The following is a 19,536-nucleotide window of genomic DNA, read 5'->3' as shown; positions in this document are numbered from 1 at the left end:
GGCGGGCATCATCAGCCGAAGAGCGGCTCGGTGGCCCGGGAGTCGGCGTACTCCTCGAAGCGTGCGATCCGGCCCTCGTGCAGGGTCACGACCAGGCAGCTCGGGATCCGTACGGCGACGCCGTCGGCGTTGGTCCCCACCGTCGTGGACTGCAGCACCCAGCCGCCGTCGAAGACCCGCAGCCGGACGTCGGTCACCTCGAGGCGGGCGCCGGCCCTGATCTGGCGCGTGCGTGAGGGGGTGCGCTCGATCTCGGCCTCCCACTCGTCGATGTTGTGCCAGGTCGAGACCCCCTCGACGTAGAGCTCGTCCTCGGCGCGCCGGCCCTCCAGGAAGGCGGGCAGCCAGCGACGGGCGACGGCGAGTGCCTGCTCGACGCCGGCGGAGGACGGGTTCGGGATCTGGACCTGCATGGCTGCATCCTGTCGCACCCCTTGGATCGACCGCCGGTTGTCGATATTGTCGAGTGATCTACTCAACTTGTCGTGAGGGCGGGGTGCCATGGTCGAACACGTCACGCTCTTCGCCGACCAGCCGCTGCAGCTCTCCGGCGGCGGCACCCTCGCGCCCGTCGAGGTCGCCTACGCGACGTACGGCCGGCTGAACGCGGCGCGGGACAACGCCGTCTTCATCGCCCACGCCCTGACCGGGGACGCCGAGGCCACCCAGTGGTGGCCGACCATGGTCGGCCCCGGTCGCCCGGTCGACACCGACCGCTACTTCGTGATCTGCCCGAACCTGCTCGGCGGGTGCCGCGGAACCACCGGTCCGTCGTCGATCGACCCGACGACCGGCGAACCCTTCGGGACACGGTTCCCGCTGATCTCGGTCGCCGACCTGGTCGCCGTCCATCGGGCGCTGGTCGCCCACCTCGGCATCGACCGGCTGCACGCCGCGGTGGGTGGCTCGCTCGGCGGGATGCAGCTGCTGCAGTGGGCCGCCGACGGCCCCGGCGAGATCGACCGCGCCGTGCTGGTCGCCGCCAGTGCACGGCTCAGCGCGCAGAACATCGCGCTCTCCCACGTCGCCCGCCAGGCGATCCTGCGCGACCCGGTCGACGGGCTCGCGGTGGCCCGGATGCTCGGCCACATCACCTACGTCTCCGACGCCGGGCTCGAGGAGAAGTTCGGTCGCACCCGGCCGGCGGACGCGACGCCGGGCTTCGGTGCCGAGTTCGAGGTGGAGCGCTACCTCGACCACCAGGGCGAGGTCTTCGTGGACCGCTTCGACGCCGACTCCTACCTCTACCTGACCCGGCTGCTCGACCACTTCGACCCGTTCGCCGAGGCGGGGTTCGTCGACCGGATCCTCGCCACGGACCGGCCGACCCGCTTCCAGGTGATCTCCTTCGACTCCGACTGGCGGTTCCCGACCGCGCACTCGGAGCTGATCGAGAAGCAGCTGCGTTCCGGCGGGGCCGAGGTGGAGCGGCACGAGGTGCACTCGAGCTGGGGCCACGACTCGTTCCTGCTCGAGCCGCCCGGGTACCTCGACCTCGTCCGCACCTTCCTCAGGAGTGATCAGTGAGCGACCCGTTGAACGAGCACCGCTTCGGCTTCGCCACGCGGGCGATCCACGCCGGCAACATCCCGGACGCCGTCAGCGGCGCCCGCGCGCTGCCGATCTACCAGACCGCCTCGTTCGTCTTCGACGACACCGCCGACGCCGCGGCCCGGTTCGCGCTGCAGAAGTACGGCAACATCTACTCCCGCGTCGGGAACCCGACCGTCTCCTCCTTCGAGGAGCGGATCGCCTCGCTCGAGGGCGGGATCGGGGCCGTCGCGACCGCGTCCGGGTTGGGCGCCGAGTTCATCACCTTCGCCTCGCTTGCCGGGGCCGGGGACCACATCGTCTCCTCGGCCCAGCTGTACGGCGGCACCGTCACCCAGCTCGACGTGACCCTGCGCCGCTTCGGGGTGGAGACCACCTTCGTCGGCTCGGCCGAGCCGGAGGCGTACGCCGCCGCGATCCGCCCCGAGACCAAGCTGCTCTTCGTCGAGACGGTGGCCAACCCGTCGGGAGACATCGCCGACCTGGCCGGGCTCGCCGACGTCGCCCACGCGCACGGCATCCCGCTGGTCGTGGACTCGACCATCCCGACGCCGTACCTCAACCGACCGATCGAGTGGGGCGCCGACATCGTGGTGCACTCGGCGACCAAGTTCCTGGGCGGGCACGGCACCACCCTGGGCGGCGTCGTGGTCGAGTCGGGCCGCTTCACCTACGGCGCCGAGCGGTTCCCGCTGTTCCACGAGCCGGTCGAGCACTACGGCGGGCTGTCGTGGTGGGGGAACTTCGGCGAGTACGCCTTCCTCACCCGGTTGCGGGCCGAGCACCTGCGCAACGTCGGCGCCACCCTGAGTGCCCAGTCCGCCTGGCAGCTCGCCCTCGGCGTGGAGACGCTGCCGCTGCGGGTCCAGCGCCACGTCGAGAACGCCCGAGTCGTCGCCGAGTGGCTCGAGGCCGACGACCGGATCGAGTTCGTGAACTGGGCCGGACTGGCCTCTCACCACCACCACGAGCGCGCGGCGACCTACCTGCCGCAGGGGCCGGGCAGCGTCTTCTCGTTCGGGATCAGGGGTGGCCGTGCCGCCGGGGAGCGGTTCATCGAGTCGGTCGAGCTGGCCAGCCACCTGGCGAACATCGGTGACGCGAAGACCCTCGTCATCCACCCGGCCTCGACCACCCATCGCCAGCTCAGCGACGAGCGCCTGGCCGAGGCGGGCGTCTCGGCCGGACTGGTCCGGATCAGTGTCGGCATCGAGGACGTCGACGACATCGTCCACGACCTCGACCGGGCGCTCGGCGCCGCGGTGAAGGAGGCGTGATGACGATTCCGCAGATCCAGCACGAACCGACCGCGAAGGAGCGGCTCGGGATCCTGCAGGCCGCCCGTTCGATCGCGATCGTCGGGTTCTCGCCCAACACCGCCCGGTCGAGCTACTACGTGGCGACGTACCTGGTTCAGGACACCGACTACACGCTCTTCTTCGTCAACCCGAACGCCGCCGGCACCGAGGTGCTCGGCCACACCGTCCACGCGTCCCTGCAGGACCTGCCGGAGGTGCCCGACGTCGTCGACGTCTTCCGCAGGTCCAGCGACCTGCCGGCCGTCGTCGACGAGGTGATCGCGCTGGGCAGCCCCGTGGTGTGGTTCCAGCTCGGGCTCGAGAACGAGGCCGCCGCCGAGGCCGGCCGGGCGGCCGGGCTGACCGTGGTGCAGAACCGCTGCCTCAAGATCGAGCACGCCCGGTTCCACGGCGGGCTGCATCTCGCCGGCTTCGACACCGGCGTGATCACCTCGCGCAAGGGCGGCCGCTGACCGGATCGCGAGACGCTCGATTAGTCGAGTTTGTCAGTCTACTATCAAGAGAACAGGCAGATCCCTCACTCCAGGAGACACCATGAGCATCGACGCAACGACGCGCCTCAACGATGTCGACCTCGCCGCCGTCGGCGGCCTCGTCCAAGCCATCCAGGCCGACCCTGCCAAGGCCCGCACCACCTGGGCCGCCCACGTGACGTGGAAGGGCGCCTTCGCCTCGGAGTCGAAGGTCCGCTCCTTCGAGCCGACCCTGTCCGACGAGCCGGCCGGCCTCGGCGGCGGCGACACCGCGGCCAACCCCGTCGAACAGCTGCTCGGCGCGCTCGGCAACTGCCTCGCCGTCGGGTACGCCGCCAACGCGAGCGTGGCCGGCATCCGCCTCGACGACCTCCGGATCGACCTCAAGGGCGACGTCGACCTCACCGTGTTCCTCGGTCTCGCCCCCGGTCACGCCGGGTTCGACGCGATCGAGGCCGTGGTCTCCCTCGCCTCCGACGCGCCCCGCGACGAGCTCGAGGCACTGCACGCCAAGGTGCTCGCCAGCTCCCCGGTCGGCCACACGCTCAGCAGCCCGATCCCGGTCAGCATCTCGCTGGCCTGAACCCCATCACCAGAGGAGACACAGTCATGACCCAGACCACCACCCCTGTCGACAACGGCGTCAACGTCGAGGCGCTGCTCGGCGCCCGCGCTGCCCTGCAGGAGACCCCGGAGGCCGCCCAGTTCACCTGGCGCGCCAGCAACACGTGGGTCAAGGGCACCCACTCGCGCAGCAAGGTCGAGGGCTTCTTCGGCCTCGGCGAGGAGCAGGAGGCCGGCCGTTCCTTCGAGTACGAGGGCGACCACCCGCCGCAGTTCGCCGCCGAGAACCACGGTGCCACGCCGGTCGAGACGCTCCTCGTCGCGCTCGGCGGTTGCCTCACCGCCGGTGTCGCCGCTGTCGCCCAGCAGCGCGGCATCCAGCTCAACTCGGTCACCGCGACGATCGAGGGCGACCACGACATCCGCGGGATCCTCGGCGCCGATCCCGACGTGCGCAACGGCTTCACCGACATCCGGGTGAACTACGCGATCGACGCCGACGCCAGCCCCGAGGACATCCAGGCCCTGGTCGCCCAGTCGCAGAAGCGCTCGGCGGTCTTCGACGCGCTCACCAACCCGACCGCGGTCACCGTCTCCGTCTCGTGACCCGCGCGACCACCGTCGCGGTGGTCGGAGCCAGGCACAGCGGACTGGCCATCAGCCGCCACCTGACCGAGCAGGGGATCGACCACGTCGTCCTCGAGCGCGGTCAGGTGGCGCACTCGTTGCGGACGCAGCGCTGGGACTCCCTCCGCCTGCTCACGCCCAACTGGATGACCCGGCTGCCGGGCTTCGGCTACACCGGTGACGACCCGGACGGCTTCCTCGCCGCCTCCGAGGTGGCAGCGCTGATCCAGGACTACGCTCGCGCGGCCGAGGCGCCGGTCCGGGCCGAGACCGCCGTGACGCGGGTCGCGCCCGGCCCGGCCGGGTTCACCGTCGAGACCGATCAGGGCCCGTGGTCGGCCCGGTCGGTCGTGCTCGCCTCCGGCTCGGTGCGCGGCGTGGCGCCGACGCTGGCCGAGGCGCTGCCGGCCGGGGTCGCGTCGCTGCACGCGATCGACTACCGCCGCCCTGACCAGGTCGCCGACGGCGGTGTCCTGGTCGTCGGCGCGGCCGCGAGCGGGGTCCAGATCGCGGCGGAGCTCCGGGCCGCCGGCCGCGAGGTGACCCTGGCCGTCGGAGAGCACGTGCGCGCCCCGCGGCGCTACCGCGACCGCGACCTGTTCGCCTGGATCGACGAGATCGGGCTCCTGGACGAGCGCTGGGACGAGGTCGACGACGTCGTCCGCGCCCGTCGCCTGCCGTCGTTCCAGCTCGCCGGGGGTGCCACCACGCTCGACCTCAACACGCTCCAGGATCGCGGGGTGCGGGTGGTCGGGAAGCTGGCGGCGATCCGGGACGGCGAGGCGCTCTTCTCCGGCTCGCTGGCCAACGTGGCCGGGCTGGCCGACCTCAAGCTCGCCCGGCTGCTGACCTCGATCGACACCGCCTGCGGCGGCTCCGGCGAACGGCTCGAGCCCACCCGGGTGCCCGCCGCGCGGCTCTCGCTGCGGCTGGACTCGGGCGAGATCCGCACCGTGATCTGGGCGACCGGGATCAAGCCCGACCACCGGTACGTCGACGCGCCGGTCTTCGACGCCAAGGGCGCGATCCGGCACGAGGGCGGCGTCACCGAGGTTCCCGGGCTCTACGTCACCGGCCTGCCGGTGCTGCGCCGCCGCCGGTCGACGTACATCGACGGCGCCCGTGCCGATGCCGACGAGCTGACCAAGCACCTCGCCGCGGCTCTCTGAGCCGGGCGTCAGCGAGCGGCGAGAGCGGCGGCGATCAGGCGGACCTGCTCGGGGTCGTCGCTGGTCGGGATGAGCTGGACCTCGTCGGCCCCGATCGCCTCGAACCGGTCGAGGTGGGCGAGCAGCCCGTCCACGGTGCCGGCGAACCCGGCGACCGGGGCGAGCGCATCGACCAGCTCGGTCGGGAGCCAGTTCATGTAGTGGTGCAGGTGCTCGCGGATCTGGGCGCGGGGATCGGGGGACGTCTCGGCCAGGGCGAACCAGAACGAGGTGGTCAGCCGCGGCGCCGGGCGACCGGCCTCAGCCCATGCCTCGCGGGCGACCTCGAACAGCCGAGCCGTCTCGATGACGTCGGCGGTCAGCGTCATCCCGGCCAGCCCGTCGGCCCACCTGGAGGCATGGCGCAGGGTCTTCTCCCCGAGCGTGCCGACCAGCAGCTCCGGGCCGCCGGGACGGACCGGCGGCGGCCCGACCGGTCGGGTGGCGCCCGTCAGGTTCTCCCCGGCCCAGACCCGGCGCAGCACGTCGGCGCGACTGGCCATCTCGGCCATCGTCCTGGTGGACGGCTCGGCGCCTGCGGCGACGTAGTCCTCGTCGCGGCCACCGACCCCGAGTCCGACCGAGAGCCGGCCCTCGCAGAGCCGGTCGCCGGTCGCCAGGGCCTTGGCCAGCGACACCGGGTCGTGCAGCTGCGGCACGATCACCGTCGTCACGATCGGCACCCGCGACGTCCAGGCAGCGACGGCACCCAGCAGGGTGAGCGCGTCCGGGTTGTCGAAGGCGACCCGCTCCCCGAACGCCAACGACCCGAACGGGCCGGCGTCGATCAGCTGGGCCCACTCCTGCAGGGTCGCCGTCGAGATCGCCGGTTCCATCACCGGCAGGGTCATGCCGAGCTTCACGAGCGTGCGAAACGTCCGGCGAAGCCACGCAGGGGGACGTCGGCACTGGTCAGCACCCCGGGCGCCGCGTCGATCACCGAGCGGATCACGTTCAGTGCCGGCAGCCCTGTCACCGTCATGCCGATCGAGGCGAACGCCGCCGGGTCGGAGAGGTCCACGCCGGGCTTCGGGAAGATCATGTGCTTGTTGTAGACGTGCGGATCGCCCTTGATCTCGGTGATGTAGCAGCCCCGGATGTCCCACGACGGGCTGGTGTGCGGCGTCATCTGCCACTCCAGGTGGGTCTCGATCCGCGGCACGCCGTCGACGGTGCCGACGTACTTGATGTAGCTGCCGCCGAGTGAGCCCTCGGGCAGCTGGTACCAGCCGAGGTCGATGTCCTTGGTGCAGGCGCCGAGCTCGTACTCGAAGCGCACCTCGTCGAGCTCGATGTCGAAGCAGTCGGCCATCATGTAGACCGAGTCGGCGAAGACCTCGGTGTACTTGCGCAACATCCCCGGCAGGGCCGGGTCGTCGACCGGACGGCCGTAGCCGACCTCGATCCAGGTGCCAGCGGAGTGGTGGCACGACACGTCGACCGACTCGATGCAGGTGATGTGCTCGATCTCGGCGACGTCGGCCGAGCACGCCACCGCGAGGATCTGGTTGACCCCCGGGTTCATCCCCGTGCCGTAGAACGTAGCGCCGCCGGCCTTGGCCGCCTCGTCGAGGATCTCGGTCCAGGACCGGCCCGAGGCGTGCGGGTGGTTGGCGGTGCGGTGGTGACCGGTGATCCAGTCGGCCGTGGTGACGATGTTGATCCCGGCGGCCAGGACGGCGAGGTAGAGCTCCTCGTCGGGGAAGACGCCGTGGAAGGTGACCACGTCCGGACGGGCCGCGATGATCTCGTCGACCGTGCCGGTGGCGAGGACGCCGATCGGTCCGATCCCGGCGAGCTCGCCGACGTCGCGGCCGATCTTCGAAGGCGTGTAGCAGTGCACCCCGATCAGCTCGAGGTCACGGTGAGCACCGATCCGGCGGATCATCTCGGTGCCGACGTTGCCGGTCGCGACCTGGAAGACGCGGATCATGTGAGGGTCCTTTCGGAGGCGGGATAGAACTGCTGGGCCCACGCGCGCAGTGCGGTGAAGCCGGCGTACTCGCCCCGGGCCAGCGCGGCCGGGTCGGCGTACTTCTGGTGGGACCAGATCACGATGTCGGCGGCGAACTGCTCGATCACGCCGGCGGCGTGCCGGTCGGCGCGGGCACGGGCCTTCTCCCCGTCCGGGTCCTCGCCCTCGCGGTCCTGCCGGCCGATCCAGACCGAGAAGTGGATCGCGCTCGTCGAGTCGTCGATCGGGGTGACCGCGGAGATGGTGCGGTTGTCGATCATGCCGTGGCTCTTGGTCACGGCCAGGCCGATGCCGGCGTTGATCGCCTCGACCCAGCTGTCCACCTCCTCGATGCTGCCGGGCTCACCCTCGAAGGCGATCGTGAAGTCGACGTAGGCCCACGGGTCCTCGAACTCCTGGCGGGTGAACTGCGGGATGATCGGCACCTTGTGCACGTACTTGAAGTGCGCGAAGTCGACGCCGTTCTCCTGCACGTACTGCGGATGCAGCTCCAACCCGGTCTCGTGCAGCCGGGACTCCGGGTGCAGCGGGTAGTAGTCCGCGGCCGTCTTCTCGTCACCCCAGACGCTGAAGATGTCGGGGACGTCGAAGGACGGCTCGCGTCCCTCGACGTCGTGCCACAGGTAGATCGCCTCGTTGAGCTCGCGCACCGGGTAGGTGCGGATCTTGCGGCCGAGGTTGGGATGGTCCTCGTAGGGGATGCAGACGTTGCGTCCGGCCTGGTTCCACTGCCACCCGTGGAAGGGGCACTGGATGGTCTCCTCGACCACCGTGCCGCCATAGCCCAGGTGGGCGCCGAGGTGCTCGCAGTAGGCCTCCATCACCGTGACGACGCCGGCCATCGAGCGCCAGGCGATCAGCTCACGGCCGAAGTAGTGCATCCGGTGGACGGCCCCGGTCGGGACCTCGTCGGACCAGGCGACCTGGAACCAGCCGGTGGGTCGCATGCTGAGGGTCGGCTTCGCCACCACGGCATCGTGGCAGGAAAACCGACAAACTGGAACCCGTTCTACCTCGTGGTTCGGATGACCACGCTGAGCGGTCGCCGGACGTAGCTCCCCGGTGCCCACGTGATCGAGTCGGGTTCGACCACGTGGTCGGGCATCCGGGTGAGCAGCTCCTCCAGGGTCACGCGCGCCATCATCCGGGCCGCCGCCGCACCGAGGCAGTGGTGCGCGCCGTGGGCGAAGGACAGGATCTGGCGCGGTCGCCGGCCGACGTCGAGCCGGTCGGCGTCGTCGCCGAAGGCGCGGGGGTCGCGGTTCGCGGCGGCGTACCCGAGCAGGACCTTGCGTCCGGCCGGGATGACGGAGCCGCCGATCTCGACATCGCGGGTGGTGGTCCGGGCCAGGCCCTGGACCGGGGAGGTCAGGCGCAACAGCTCCTCGACGGCCGCCGGTACGTCGTCCAGCACCCGCGCCCGCTCGGCCGGTGCGTCGGCGAGCAGCCCGATCCCCGCTCCGAGCAGGCCGGTGGTGGTGTCGTTGCCGCCGGCGACCATCGTGAAGGTGAAGGCGAGGATGCGCAGCAGACCCGCGTCGGAGTCGCTCTCCCCGGCCGCGACCAGCTGGGAGACGACGTCCTCGCCGATCTCGGCGCCCGGCACGGCCAGCTCCTCGCGCCGGCGCTGGATCAGGGCGGCGAAGTAGCCGAGCATCTCCGCGGTCGCCGCCGCGGTCACGGGCGCACCGGAGGCGGCGTTGGCGGCGACGATCGCCTCGGTCCAGCGGTCGAAGGCGGCCCGGTCCTCCTCCGGCACGCCGAGGTAGTGCGCGACCACCATGGACGGCAGCGGCTTGAACACCTCGGCGACGATGTCCCCGCCTCCGGCCGCAGCGATCCGGTCGAGCCGCTCCGTGACGAAGCCGCGCACCAGCGGCTCGAGGGTCTCGACCTGGCGCGGGGTGAAGCCGCGGCTGACCAGGCGACGGAAGTCGGTGTGGCTCGGCGGGTCGGTCATCACCATCGGCGGGTTGTCGGTCAGACCGATCGCCTCGAGCTCGCCGTACTCGACGGTGAGTCCCGACGCCGAGGAGAACGAGTCGGTGTCGGTGACGGCCGCCAGCACGTCGGCGTGCCGGGTCAGCACCCAGTAGTCGCGGTCGGGGTCGTCGTGGCGGACGCGGTGGACGGGATCGTGGTCGCGCAGGGCGGCGTACATCGGCCAGGGATCAGCCCAGGTCGGGCCCGATCGGGGGACGTGCAGAACCGGTGGCGCGGAGGGAGCAGAGGCCATGGCCTCAGAATCCCATGTACCGCCCCGGTCGATGGCTCATCGCGAGGATGAGATTCAGGATCACCGCGCCGAGGGCGGACCACAGCACGACGTCGACGTCGAGGACCGCGAACGAGGCCAGCAGGACGACGGTGTCGAGTGCCATCATCACGTAGCCGGCCCGCCAGCCCACCCGTTCCTGCAGGATCACCGCGACCACGCTGAACCCGCCGACGCTGGCGTTGTGCCGGACCAGGGCGAGCACCCCGACGCCGGTCAGGACGGCCCCGGCGAGGATGCCGTACGGCTGGTTGATCCGCTCCAGGCCGAGGGCGTCGCCCTGGAGTCCCGTGGCCACCGACACCGCCGCCACGCACAGGGCGGACTTGATCGCGAACGGGAGGCTGCGCTGGGTGAAGGCGATCACCACGAACGGCAGGTTGACCACGGCGAAGACGAGCTGGAAGTTCCAGTCCGCGGCGTAGGAGAGCAGCAGCGCGAGACCGGCGGTTCCGCCGGTGACGGCACCGGTGAGGTGGATCAGGTAGAGCCCGAGCGAGGTCAGGTAGATCCCGATCGCGAGCCCGAACAGATCCTCGAGGGGCCCGTGCGGGGGCGCCTCGAGGATCGGGTCGGCGGTCTCGTGGGTCACGGACCAGATTTTCCCAGTCCGCGGTGCGGCCCGAGGAATCGTCGCCGGTGTGATCCTCGCCGTCAGGCGCGGGAGATCTGGATCATCTCGTCGCGCGCGACGACCTTGATCCGCTCCCGCGTCAGCTCGGGCGTGCTGGCGGCCTCACCGAGCGCGAGCTCGTGCGCCTCGAGCTTGCCCCAGCCCTCCTCGGTGGTGAACTCCACACCGCGGGCGGTGAGGTGCTCGACGATGCCGGCGGGGTCGCTGATCTCGGCCGCGGGGATCGCGTCGAGGTCGGCGAGCAGGTGGTCGACGGTCTCGCGGGCGTCGGACTTGGTGTGACCGATCAGGCCGACCGGGCCACGCTTGATCCACCCGGTGACGTAGATCCCGGGGACCTGGTCGCCGCCCGCCTCGGTGAGCACACGACCGCCGGCGTTCGGGATGACGTGCTTGCGCTCGTCGAACGGGATGTCGGACAAGGGCGAGGACCGGTAGCCGATCGCGCGGTAGACGGCCTGGACCGGGGTGTCGACGAAGACGCCGGTGCCCTTCACGTTGCCGGTGCCGTCGTACTCGGTGCGCTCGGTGCGGATCGCCACGACCTTGCCGTCCTCGCCGAGGATCTCGACGGGGTTGTGCATCATGTGGATGACGATCTTGTGCGGCGCGCCGGTCGGCTCCGTCTCGAGGTACTTGAGCAGGGTGTCGACGACGAGCTTGACGCTCTTGGCGCCGGAGATCTCGGCCTGGCCGGCCTCGTCGATCTCGAAGCCGTCCTCCTCGACCACCACGTCGACGCTGGGCGAGTGCGAGAGCTCGCGCAGCTCCATCGGGGAGAACTTGATGTGGGCCGGACCGCGGCGGGCGAAGACGTGCACCTCGGTGGCGGGGTTCGCCTTGAGGCCCTGGTAGACGTTGTCGGCGATCTCGGTGACGAGCTGCTCGTCGGCCGGCTTGGCCAGCATCCGGGCGACGTCGAGGCCGACGTTGCCGGCGCCGAGGACGGCGACGGACTGGGCGTTGAGCGGCCACTCACGCGGGACGTCGGGGTGGCCGTCGTACCAGGAGACGAAGTCGGCGGCGCCGTAGGAGCCGTCCAGGTCGATGCCGGGGATGTCGAGGTTCAGGTCGGCCATCGCGCCGGTGGAGAAGATGACGGCGTCGTAGAAGCGCTTGAGGTCGTCGAGCTTCAGGTCGGCGCCGAAGTCGACGTTGCCGAAGAAGCGGATGCGGTCGTTGTCGAGCACCCGGCGCAGGGCCTTGATGATCTCCTTGATCCGCGGGTGGTCCGGTGCGACGCCGTAGCGGACCAGGCCGTAAGGGGCGGGAAGACGCTCGATGACGTCGACGGTCGCACCCTCGTACTCGCGGGTGAGGATGTCAGCGGCGTAGATGCCGGCGGGGCCACCGCCGACCACGGCAACGCGAATGGGACGCACCACAAGAAGGCCTTTCCGGGGAAGAAATACCTACCCAGGATAGAAGGGTCACCTCAGTACGCCGAAACCGACGATCCAAATATGAGACGGACCGCCGCGTTTTTGAGACGCCTGGAGAGTGGGAGGATCGAGGCATGACCGACGCGATCCGTCTCGCTGCCCTGGCCGACATCCCGACCGACACCGGTCTCTACATCGACAACGGCATCACCGGCACCAAGGACGACATCGCACTCTTCCGGGACGGTGACGAGGTGTTCGCGCTCGACGACACCTGCTCCCACGCCCTCGCCTCGTTGGCCGAGGGGTACGTCGCCAACGGCAAGGTCGAGTGCCCTCTGCACGCGGCCGAGTTCTGCCTGCGTGACGGCACCGCGTTGAGTCTGCCCGCCACGATGCCGGTGCGGACGCACACGGTCGAGGTGCGTGACGGGGACGTCTACCTGGTGCCCGACGCCTGAGAGGCGACCCGGACCAGCGTGCTCGACAGCGCTGAGGCGGTCGCGCGCAGCGCCGTCTGGTGAGCCTCGGGGCGGAAACGGCCGACGGGCCCGGTGATGGAGATCGCCGCCACCGCCGTCTTGCCGTCCTCCTCGAGGATCGGCGCCGCGATGCAGAGCAGGCCGTCGGCCGACTCCTCCCGCTCGAAGGCGACCCCGACCTCGAGCGCACGCGCCATCTGCTGCTGGATCATCCCGGGAGCCGTCAGGGTCCGCGCGGTCCGACGCTCCAGCGGGGCGGACAGCACGGCGAGCTGGTCGGCGGTGGTCGAGTGGGCGAGCAGGATCTTGCCCAGTGCGGTGCAGTGCATCGGCATCCGGCCGCCGGTGCGGGAGGGCGCCTTCGCCTGGCGGTGGCCGCCGATCTTGGCGATGTAGACGACCTCGTTGCCGTCCCTGACGCCCAGGTGGACCGTCTCGTGGGTGCGCTCGTAGAGGTCCTGGAGGTACGGCATCGCCACCTCGAGCAAGCCGCGCTCGGCGCTGGCCCGCAGGCCGAGCTCGAACAGCCCGCCGGAGAGCCGGTAGCCGCGGTCGGTCTTGTCCAGCAGCCGGTAGGCGACCAGGTCGGCGGCGACCCGGTGCAGGGTGCCCTTCGCCATCCCGGTGCGGCGGGTCAGCTCGGCCAGGGAGAGCACGCGATCCTCGGCGGTGAAGGCCTGCAGGATCGCGACCGCCTTGCCCAGCACCGTGTCCAGTGCGGGAGGAACGTTCTCCTCGACCGCATTGGCGACCGCCTGGTCGACGGAGGCGGGCACGGACATGAGAAGAAGCGTACCGCTGAGTGGAACGGAACCGTGGCGCGGGTCACGTCCCTCCCCCCACGATGGCGGACATGACTGCAACCCCCCACGCGAGCGTCAGCGCTGACGCGATCGCCCAGGCGGCCGAACGGCTGCTGACGGCCGCCCGAACGGGAGTCCCGGCCGCCCCGGTGCGCGACCTGATCGGACGTGACGACATCGCCGCCGCCTACGCGGTGCAGAACGCGAACATCGCCGAGCTGCTCGCCGAGGGCCGGGTCGTCGTCGGCCGCAAGATCGGCCTCACCTCCGAGGCCGTGCAGAAGCAGATCGGCGTGGACACGCCCGACTTCGGCTGGCTGCTCGACGACATGGCCTTCGCCGACGGCGACGCCGTCCCCTACGAGCGCGTCCTCCAGCCCAAGGCCGAGGCCGAGGTGGCCTTCGTGCTCGGGGCCGACCTGGCCGAGGGCGACCTCGACTACGACCAGGTGGCCGCCGCGATCGAGTACGGCGTCGCCGCGATCGAGGTCTGCGGCAGCCGCGTCGCCGACTGGGACGTCAGCTTCGGTGACACCGTCGCCGACAACGCCTCCTCCGGTGTCTACGTGCTCGGCACCGAGCGCAAGACCCTCGCCGAGTTCAGCCCCGTCGACGTCACCATGTCGATGTCCGTCGACGGCGTCGAGGTCTCCACCGGCGCCGGCGCGGCCTGCCTCGGCGACCCGGTCAACGCGGTCGCCTGGCTCGCCCGGTACGCCCGCGACTTCGGTGAGCCGCTCCGTGCCGGCCAGGTGCTCCTCTCCGGCGCCCTCGGCCCGATGGCCGCGATCAACCCCGGCGCCACCGTCTCCGTGACCATCACCGGCCTGGGCACCGTCTCGGCCACCTTCCCGCGAACAAAGGAATCCTGATGAGCAAGACGAAAGTCGCCATCATCGGGTCGGGCAACATCGGCACCGACCTGATGATCAAGGTGATGCGGACCTCGCAGCACCTCGAGATGGGAGCGATGGTCGGCATCGACCCGGAGTCCGACGGGCTCGCGCGCGCGGCCCGGTTCGGCTTCGCCACCACCCACGAGGGTGTCGACGGCCTGATGGCCCTGCCGAACTTCGACGAGATCGAGATCGTCTTCGACGCCACCAGCGCCAAGGCCCACGTCGCCAACGCGGCCAAGCTCGAGCCGCTCGGCAAGATCATGATCGACCTGACCCCGGCCGCCATCGGGCCCTACGTCATCCCGGCGGTCAACATCGAGGAGCACCTCGGCAAGTCGAACCTCAACATGGTCACCTGTGGTGGCCAGGCCACGATCCCGATCGTCGCCGCCGTCTCCCGGGTCGTGCCGGTCGAGTACGCCGAGATCGTCGCCTCGATCGCCTCGAAGAGCGCCGGTCCGGGCACCCGGGCCAACATCGACGAGTTCACCGAGACCACCTCGGCCGCGATCGTCCGGGTCGGTGGGGCCAAGCGGGGCAAGGCGATCATCATCCTCAACCCGGCCGAGCCGCCGCTGATCATGCGCGACACCGTGTTCGCGCTGGTCACGCTGCCGACGGACGCCGACGAGGCCGCCGCGCTCGAGGAGCAGATCAAGGCCTCGGTGGAGAAGATGGTCGGCGACGTCTCGGCCTACGTGCCCGGCTACCGGTTGAAGCAGAAGGTGCAGATCTTCCCGATCGCCGACGACTCCCCGGTCGAGACGCTCCTCGCCGAAGGGGCCGACTCGGTCCGACCGACCCACCAGGTCTCGGTCTTCCTCGAGGTCGAGGGCGCCGCCCACTACCTCCCGGCCTACGCCGGCAACCTCGACATCATGACGTCGGCCGGCCTCCAGGTCGCCGAACGGATCGCAGCAGAGAAGGCGAACGCATGAGCACCCCGATCTTCGTCCAGGACGTCACCCTGCGCGACGGCATGCACGCCGTCCGTCACCGGATCACCCCGGCGGACGTGAAGCGGATCGTCTCCGCCCTCGACGAGGCCGGCGTCGACGCCATCGAGGTCGCCCACGGTGACGGTCTCGCCGGTGGCTCGGTCAACTACGGTCCCGGCTCCAACACGGACTGGGAGTGGATCGAGGCCGCCGCGAGCGTGATCAAGAACGCCCGCCTCACCACCCTGCTGCTGCCCGGTGTCGGCACCATCCACGAGCTCGAGCGGGCCTGGGACCTCGGTGTCCGCTCGGTCCGGATCGCGACGCACTGCACCGAGGCCGACGTCTCGGCCCAGCACATCGCCGCCGCCCGCGAGATCGGCATGGACGTCTCAGGCTTCCTGATGCTCAACCACATGGCGCCCGCCGCCGAGGTCGCCCAGCAGGCGAAGCTGATGGAGTCCTACGGCGCGCACTGCGTCTACATCACCGACTCCGGTGGCCGGCTGACGATGAAGGACGTCGAGGAGCGGGCCAAGGCCTACCGCGACGTGCTCGACCCGTCGACCGAGCTCGGGATCCACGCCCACGAGAACCTCTCGCTCTCGGTGGCGAACTCGGTGGTCGCCGTGGAGCACGGGATCTACCGGGTCGACGCGTCCCTGGCCGGCCACGGTGCCGGCGCGGGCAACTGCCCCCTGGAGGCGTTCATCGCGGTGGCCGACCTGGTCGGCTTCAAGCACGGCTGCGACCTGTTCGCGCTGCAGGACGCCGCCGACGACATCGTCCGTCCGCTGCAGGACCGCCCGGTCCGGGTGGACCGCGAGACGCTCACCCTGGGCTACGCCGGCGTCTACTCGAGCTTCCTGCGTCACGCCGAGAACGCCGCGGCCCGCTACGACGTCGACGTCCGCGACATCCTGATGGAGTGCGGCAAGCGCCGCCTCGTCGGTGGCCAGGAGGACATGATCATCGACATCGCGCTCAACATCGTCGCTGCGCGCGAGGGACAGCCCGCCTGACCTGGGGGAAAGTAACCCCAGAAACCCGCTGAGCCGGGGGAAAGTAACGAACAACGTTCGTTACTTTCCCCCGGCTCACGGCTATTTCGGGGTTACTTTGCCCCGGTTCACCGTCAGTTCTGGACGGGACGCTTGGGCAGCACGACCGCGAGCACGGTGGCGATCGCGGTGAAGCCGATCGCCCACCAGAACGCCTCGTGGAAGGCGTGCGCGACATCGTCGACCGAGGCCGCCGTGCTCACGCCGCTGGCCAGGATGGTGGCCAGGACGGCCGTGCCGAAGGAGCCGCCGAGCTGCTGGACGACGCGGGTCAGGATGCTGGCGTCGGGCATCTCGTGCTTCTCGAGGCCGTTGAACGCGACGGCCATGATCGGCGTCATGATCATGCCGAGGCCGAAGCCGCGGAAGAGCAGCACGGTCATCAGCCACCACTGCGGCGTCTCCGCGGAGGCGAAGGCGAAGGGGATCGTGGCGACGACCGCGATCGCGAAGCCGACCATCGCGACCATCCGGGGCCCGATCGTGTCGGTCCAGCGTCCGCCGGTCCGCCGCGAGAGCAGCGTGCCCACGCCCTGGGGGACGAGCAGCAGGCCCGCCCGCAGCGGCGAGGCGTCGTACATGGTCTGGAAGAAGATCGGCAGCAGGAACATCGAGCCGAAGAGCACGAAGCCCATCAGGAACATCAGCGAGCCGCCGACCGCGAGCGGGCGGTGCCGGAACAGCTTGATGTCGATCAGGGCGCGTTCGCCGCGCTTGAGCGCCCAGGCCACGAACCCGGCCGTGAGGAGCAGGCCCGCGCCGAGGTAGCTGATCACGTCGCTGTGGCCGATCCCGCCCTCCCTGCTGAAGTTCACCATCCCGTAGATGACGCTGACGATGCCCGGGGCGATCAGCAGGAAGCCGATGATGTCGAACGACTTCGCCGAGCCGGGCACGGGCCGGTCGTGCTCGAGCACCTTCCAGGCCGCGATCACACCGACGATGACGAACGGGATGTTGACCAGGAACAGCCAGTGCCAGGAGCCGAAGGCGAGGATCAGGCCGCCGATCACCGGACCGAGGATCGGGCCGAGCGAGATCGGCAGGCCGACGACCGCCATCAGCTGGCCGAGCGGCTGGCCCTTGGCCGCCTGCATCAGCAGGGTGATCATCAGCGGCATCATCACGCCGCCGCCGAGGCCCTGGACGACCCGGAAGGCGATCAGGCTCTCGGTGTTCCAGGCGCAGGCGCACAGCACGGAGCCGAGGCCGAAGAGGGCCAGCGAGTAGATCCAGACCATCTTCCCGCCGAGCCGGGATTGCAGCCAGCCGGTCGCGGGGATGGCGACGAACATCGCGAGCAGGTAGCCGGTCGAGACCCACTGGATCTCCGAGACCGTCGCGTCGAGCTCGCGGCCGAGGTCCTTGATCGCGACCGACACGATGGTCGAGTCGAAGATGACCGCGATGCCGCCGACGATGATCGCGAACGCGGTGCGCAGCATCCGGGGGTCGAGGCCGTCCTTGCGGGGGGCCTCGGACGCCGCGGGCGCTGAGGGGGAAGTGGATGTCACATCCGTTAAGATACATCTATGTCTCTTAGTGAGGAAACCTCCGGTCGTCGCCGGGGTGCTGCTCTCGAAGCGGCGTTGATGGAGGCGGCCTGGGCCGAGCTCGTCGAGAACGGGTACGGCGGTTTCGCGATGGACGGGGTGGCCAAGCGGGCCGCCACCTCCCGGGCGGTGCTCTACCGGCGCTGGGACGACAAGCACGCGCTGGTGCTCGACGTCCTCCGCTGGCGGCGGGCCCAGCGACCCGTCGAGACGCCCGACACCGGCACCCTGCGCGGCGACATCCTCGGCCTGCTCGACCACGTCGAGGCGATGGGCGACCTGGCGCGGGTGCTGATGGTGGGGATGGCGGCCTATGTCGAGACCGGGATCCCGATCGCCGCCTTCCGACGCGAGCTGATCCGGGACACGGGCAAGGCGTTCACCCCGGTCCTGGAGCGGGCGATCGCCCGCGGCGAGATCGACCCCGACCGCCTGACCCCGATGATCAAGGCGCTGCCGATGGACCTGATCCGGCACCACGTCCTGATGACCGGCGACGTGCCGAGCCGCGAGGTCCGCGAGGAGATCGTCGACACCGTGTTCCTGCCGCTGGTGTCCCGATGATGCCGGGGTGGACCCCGGCCCCGCACTAGGGTGGCCCTCGTGGGTGTGGTGGCGTCTTTGGACCGGGGGCAGCGGCGGTTTCCGCCGGTGAGCTTCCCGCTCGGCGTCATCTACAAGTTCTTCGACGACCAGGGCAACTACCTGGCCGCGGTGGTGACGTACTACGCCTTCATCGCGATCTTCCCGCTGATGCTGCTGGGCACCTCGATCCTCGGCTTCTTCCTGCAGGGCAACCCCGAGCTCCAGGACCAGCTGCTCAACTCGGCGCTCGGCCAGTTCCCGATCATCGGTGACGAGCTCGGGCGCCCTGACTCGATCCAGGGTTCGACCAGCGGTGTGATCATCGGTTCGATCGTCGCGGTCTATGGTGCGCTCGGTCTGGGCCAGGCGATTCAGAACGTGCTCAACACCGCCTGGTCGGTGCCGCGCAACAGCCGACCCAACCCGTTCCTGCTGCGGCTGCGGTCGCTGATCGTGCTCGCCACGGCCGGTGTCGTCGTCGTCGCGATCTCGGTGATCTCGACGCTGGGAGCCAACACCGAGGCGTTCGGTGGCGGGTTCAACCGCGGCATGCGCTGGCTGATCCTGCTGGCGACCGTCGTCCTGGTCGGCTCGATGCTGACCGTGCTGTTCCGGCTGGGGACCGCGCGCGACCACTCGCTGCGCTCGGCGGCGCCCGGGGCGTTCACGATGGCGATCCTGTGGCAGGTGCTGCAGTGGGGTGGCGCTGTCTACGTCACCAACGTGATCAACGCCGCCACCGGGATGAACAAGACCTTCGCCACGGTCCTCGGACTGATCGCCTTCATCTACATCGCGGCGGTGATGGCGGTGCTCTCGATCGAGGTCAACGTCGTGATCGTGCGCCACCTCTGGCCGCGCGCCCTGCTCACCCCGTTCACCGACGCGGTCGACCTGACCGATGCCGACCGTCGCGCCTACGCGTCGTACGCGCTGATGAACCGGCACAAGGGATTCCAGACGGTCGCGGTCAGCTTCGACGGTCGCGACGGCGACACCCACGAGATCGTGATGGACCCGACCTGGGCACGGAAGCCGAACCGGCGCCGGCCGACGTCGGAGGATCCCTTCCTCTCCGGCGAGAACGCCGAGCACCTGCCCGGCCCGACCTCCCCGCCGCCGTCGAGCCCGCCGACGATGCGGGTCATCCAAGGTGAGGGACGTCGCACCACTGAGATCCGCGAAGCGGAGTAGAGTTATTCGCTCG

21 protein-coding genes are annotated in these 19,536 nt (G+C 70.3%); 12 read left to right on the top strand and 9 right to left on the bottom strand.

Translation table 11 applies throughout. The annotated features are described in order from the left end of the window. Positions 1–11: 11 nt before the first annotated feature. On the bottom strand, positions 12–413 hold the full coding sequence (locus ACZ5J1_RS16925; RefSeq protein WP_464560707.1) for a nuclear transport factor 2-like protein: 402 nt from the start codon (positions 411–413) through the stop codon (positions 12–14). 88 nt (positions 414–501) lie between these two features. Between ACZ5J1_RS16925 and metX the strand changes: the two genes are divergently transcribed. From metX to ACZ5J1_RS16895, 6 genes are all read left to right on the top strand, one after another. Beyond that, positions 502–1,527, top strand: a complete 1,026-nt coding sequence (gene metX, locus ACZ5J1_RS16920; protein ID WP_464560706.1) for a homoserine O-acetyltransferase MetX — start codon at positions 502–504, stop codon at positions 1,525–1,527. Next, positions 1,524–2,828, top strand: coding sequence for an O-acetylhomoserine aminocarboxypropyltransferase/cysteine synthase family protein (locus ACZ5J1_RS16915; protein WP_464560705.1), 1,305 nt, complete (start codon positions 1,524–1,526; stop codon positions 2,826–2,828). Before metX ends, ACZ5J1_RS16915 begins: the two co-directional genes overlap by 4 nt. Then, positions 2,828–3,322, top strand: coding sequence for a CoA-binding protein (locus tag ACZ5J1_RS16910; RefSeq protein ID WP_464560704.1), 495 nt, complete (start codon positions 2,828–2,830; stop codon positions 3,320–3,322). Before ACZ5J1_RS16915 ends, ACZ5J1_RS16910 begins: the two co-directional genes overlap by 1 nt. Positions 3,323–3,404: 82 nt before the next feature. Next, positions 3,405–3,926: an OsmC family protein gene (locus tag ACZ5J1_RS16905; protein WP_464560703.1), complete on the top strand. Its 522-nt coding sequence runs from the start codon at positions 3,405–3,407 to the stop codon at positions 3,924–3,926. 26 nt (positions 3,927–3,952) lie between these two features. Next, positions 3,953–4,513 carry an OsmC family protein gene (locus tag ACZ5J1_RS16900; RefSeq protein WP_464560702.1) on the top strand — a complete coding sequence of 187 codons (561 nt, stop codon included), beginning with the start codon at positions 3,953–3,955 and terminating at the stop codon, positions 4,511–4,513. After that, the gene (locus ACZ5J1_RS16895) at positions 4,510–5,703 is read left to right on the top strand and encodes an NAD(P)-binding domain-containing protein (protein WP_464560701.1); all 1,194 of its coding nucleotides are present in this window, start codon (positions 4,510–4,512) and stop codon (positions 5,701–5,703) included. Before ACZ5J1_RS16900 ends, ACZ5J1_RS16895 begins: the two co-directional genes overlap by 4 nt. Before the next feature lie 8 nt (positions 5,704–5,711). On the opposite strand, the gene ACZ5J1_RS16890 is transcribed toward ACZ5J1_RS16895, so the two are convergent. From ACZ5J1_RS16890 to ACZ5J1_RS16865, 6 genes are all read right to left on the bottom strand, one after another. After that, on the bottom strand, positions 5,712–6,593 hold the full coding sequence (locus ACZ5J1_RS16890; protein ID WP_464560700.1) for an LLM class flavin-dependent oxidoreductase: 882 nt from the start codon (positions 6,591–6,593) through the stop codon (positions 5,712–5,714). Positions 6,594–6,601: 8 nt separating this feature from the next. Further along, positions 6,602–7,675, bottom strand: a complete 1,074-nt coding sequence (locus ACZ5J1_RS16885; protein WP_464560699.1) for an NAD(P)H-dependent amine dehydrogenase family protein — start codon at positions 7,673–7,675, stop codon at positions 6,602–6,604. Then, entirely contained in the window at positions 7,672–8,685 is a 1,014-nt protein-coding gene (locus ACZ5J1_RS16880; RefSeq protein WP_464560698.1) for a Rieske 2Fe-2S domain-containing protein, read from the bottom strand. Before ACZ5J1_RS16880 ends, ACZ5J1_RS16885 begins: the two co-directional genes overlap by 4 nt. Before the next feature lie 41 nt (positions 8,686–8,726). After that, complete coding sequence (locus tag ACZ5J1_RS16875) at positions 8,727–9,953, bottom strand: cytochrome P450 (protein ID WP_464560697.1); 1,227 nt, start codon at positions 9,951–9,953, stop codon at positions 8,727–8,729. Positions 9,954–9,957: 4 nt separating this feature from the next. Beyond that, positions 9,958–10,584: a YitT family protein gene (locus ACZ5J1_RS16870; RefSeq protein WP_464560696.1), complete on the bottom strand. Its 627-nt coding sequence runs from the start codon at positions 10,582–10,584 to the stop codon at positions 9,958–9,960. A 62-nt stretch (positions 10,585–10,646) separates the two neighbouring features. Beyond that, complete coding sequence (locus ACZ5J1_RS16865) at positions 10,647–12,008, bottom strand: FAD-dependent oxidoreductase (RefSeq protein ID WP_464560695.1); 1,362 nt, start codon at positions 12,006–12,008, stop codon at positions 10,647–10,649. Between the two features lie 134 nt (positions 12,009–12,142). Here ACZ5J1_RS16865 and ACZ5J1_RS16860 point away from each other — a divergent pair, with 134 nt between their 5' ends. After that, positions 12,143–12,469 carry a non-heme iron oxygenase ferredoxin subunit gene (locus tag ACZ5J1_RS16860; protein ID WP_464560694.1) on the top strand — a complete coding sequence of 109 codons (327 nt, stop codon included), beginning with the start codon at positions 12,143–12,145 and terminating at the stop codon, positions 12,467–12,469. Here ACZ5J1_RS16860 and ACZ5J1_RS16855 read toward each other — a convergent pair. Then, positions 12,448–13,272: an IclR family transcriptional regulator gene (locus ACZ5J1_RS16855; RefSeq protein ID WP_464560693.1), complete on the bottom strand. Its 825-nt coding sequence runs from the start codon at positions 13,270–13,272 to the stop codon at positions 12,448–12,450. The two genes, ACZ5J1_RS16860 and ACZ5J1_RS16855, sit on opposite strands and share 22 nt — an antisense overlap. A gap of 71 nt (positions 13,273–13,343) precedes the next feature. Between ACZ5J1_RS16855 and ACZ5J1_RS16850 the strand changes: the two genes are divergently transcribed. From ACZ5J1_RS16850 to dmpG, 3 genes are read left to right on the top strand one after another with little or no spacing between them, the layout of a single operon-like run. After that, positions 13,344–14,165, top strand: a complete 822-nt coding sequence (locus ACZ5J1_RS16850) for a 2-keto-4-pentenoate hydratase (RefSeq protein ID WP_464560692.1) — start codon at positions 13,344–13,346, stop codon at positions 14,163–14,165. Continuing rightward, positions 14,165–15,130, top strand: a complete 966-nt coding sequence (locus tag ACZ5J1_RS16845) for an acetaldehyde dehydrogenase (acetylating) (RefSeq protein WP_464560691.1) — start codon at positions 14,165–14,167, stop codon at positions 15,128–15,130. Before ACZ5J1_RS16850 ends, ACZ5J1_RS16845 begins: the two co-directional genes overlap by 1 nt. Next, on the top strand, positions 15,127–16,152 hold the full coding sequence (gene dmpG, locus ACZ5J1_RS16840) for a 4-hydroxy-2-oxovalerate aldolase (RefSeq protein ID WP_464560690.1): 1,026 nt from the start codon (positions 15,127–15,129) through the stop codon (positions 16,150–16,152). Before ACZ5J1_RS16845 ends, dmpG begins: the two co-directional genes overlap by 4 nt. Positions 16,153–16,265: 113 nt before the next feature. Here the strand turns inward: dmpG and ACZ5J1_RS16835 are convergent, their stop codons facing one another. Further along, positions 16,266–17,705: an MDR family MFS transporter gene (locus ACZ5J1_RS16835; protein WP_464560689.1), complete on the bottom strand. Its 1,440-nt coding sequence runs from the start codon at positions 17,703–17,705 to the stop codon at positions 16,266–16,268. A gap of 18 nt (positions 17,706–17,723) precedes the next feature. On the opposite strand from ACZ5J1_RS16835, the gene ACZ5J1_RS16830 reads away from it, so the two are divergent. Together ACZ5J1_RS16830 and ACZ5J1_RS16825 are read left to right on the top strand one after the other, a co-directional pair. Next, a complete protein-coding gene (locus ACZ5J1_RS16830; protein ID WP_464560688.1) occupies positions 17,724–18,308 on the top strand; it encodes a TetR/AcrR family transcriptional regulator in 585 nt (194 codons plus the stop codon). A gap of 87 nt (positions 18,309–18,395) precedes the next feature. Further along, a complete protein-coding gene (locus tag ACZ5J1_RS16825; RefSeq protein WP_464560687.1) occupies positions 18,396–19,523 on the top strand; it encodes a YihY/virulence factor BrkB family protein in 1,128 nt (375 codons plus the stop codon). Positions 19,524–19,536 lie beyond the last annotated feature (13 nt).

Source organism: Nocardioides sp. JCM 18999 (assembly GCF_055391175.1).
Note: the sequence above shows the minus strand (reverse complement) of the source record. Positions and strands in the feature narration are given on the sequence as shown.

Bases quoted from the DNA above. Each gene is read 5' to 3' on its own strand.
- ACZ5J1_RS16925 (WP_464560707.1), bottom strand. From the start codon at position 413: ATGCAGGTCCAGATCCCGAACCCGTCCTCCGCCGGCGTCGAGCAGGCA.
- metX (WP_464560706.1), top strand. From the start codon at position 502: ATGGTCGAACACGTCACGCTCTTCGCCGACCAGCCGCTGCAGCTCTCC.
- ACZ5J1_RS16910 (WP_464560704.1), top strand. From the start codon at position 2,828: ATGACGATTCCGCAGATCCAGCACGAACCGACCGCGAAGGAGCGGCTC.
- ACZ5J1_RS16905 (WP_464560703.1), top strand. From the start codon at position 3,405: ATGAGCATCGACGCAACGACGCGCCTCAACGATGTCGACCTCGCCGCC.
- ACZ5J1_RS16900 (WP_464560702.1), top strand. From the start codon at position 3,953: ATGACCCAGACCACCACCCCTGTCGACAACGGCGTCAACGTCGAGGCG.
- ACZ5J1_RS16890 (WP_464560700.1), bottom strand. From the start codon at position 6,593: ATGACCCTGCCGGTGATGGAACCGGCGATCTCGACGGCGACCCTGCAG.
- ACZ5J1_RS16885 (WP_464560699.1), bottom strand. From the start codon at position 7,675: ATGATCCGCGTCTTCCAGGTCGCGACCGGCAACGTCGGCACCGAGATG.
- ACZ5J1_RS16875 (WP_464560697.1), bottom strand. From the start codon at position 9,953: ATGGCCTCTGCTCCCTCCGCGCCACCGGTTCTGCACGTCCCCCGATCG.
- ACZ5J1_RS16860 (WP_464560694.1), top strand. From the start codon at position 12,143: ATGACCGACGCGATCCGTCTCGCTGCCCTGGCCGACATCCCGACCGAC.
- ACZ5J1_RS16855 (WP_464560693.1), bottom strand. From the start codon at position 13,272: ATGTCCGTGCCCGCCTCCGTCGACCAGGCGGTCGCCAATGCGGTCGAG.
- ACZ5J1_RS16850 (WP_464560692.1), top strand. From the start codon at position 13,344: ATGACTGCAACCCCCCACGCGAGCGTCAGCGCTGACGCGATCGCCCAG.
- ACZ5J1_RS16845 (WP_464560691.1), top strand. From the start codon at position 14,165: ATGAGCAAGACGAAAGTCGCCATCATCGGGTCGGGCAACATCGGCACC.
- dmpG (WP_464560690.1), top strand. From the start codon at position 15,127: ATGAGCACCCCGATCTTCGTCCAGGACGTCACCCTGCGCGACGGCATG.
- ACZ5J1_RS16830 (WP_464560688.1), top strand. From the start codon at position 17,724: ATGTCTCTTAGTGAGGAAACCTCCGGTCGTCGCCGGGGTGCTGCTCTC.